At 64.5% G+C, this 279-nt stretch carries 1 pseudogene; it reads right to left on the minus strand.

Annotated features, from left to right (window positions below):
- Positions 1-279, minus strand: a pseudogene (locus SB756_RS29575) (amino acid permease); the annotation flags it as partial.

The raw sequence follows: 279 nt of genomic DNA on the forward strand, positions 1-279 counted from the left end.
CGCCGAATGCAGGTAAGCGGCGCCGATCAGCCAGATGGCCATGGGCAGGAACAGGTAATCCAGCAGCACCGCCCAGCCGGCGATGAAACCCAGCTTGGGGCTGATGGCCTTGCGCACATAGCTGTAAGCCGAGCCGGCCACGGGAAACGCCGCGGCCATGCGCCCGTAGCTCATGGCGGTGAAGAACATCGCCACCAGCGCTGCCAGATAGGCTGCCGGCACCATGCCAGCGGTGGATTGGGCGAGGATGCCAAAGGTACCGAGGACAATGATCGGCGT

The sequence above is a fragment of the Pseudomonas sp. SIMBA_068 genome (genome assembly GCF_046534705.1).
Taxonomy (GTDB): domain Bacteria; phylum Pseudomonadota; class Gammaproteobacteria; order Pseudomonadales; family Pseudomonadaceae; genus Aquipseudomonas; species Aquipseudomonas putida.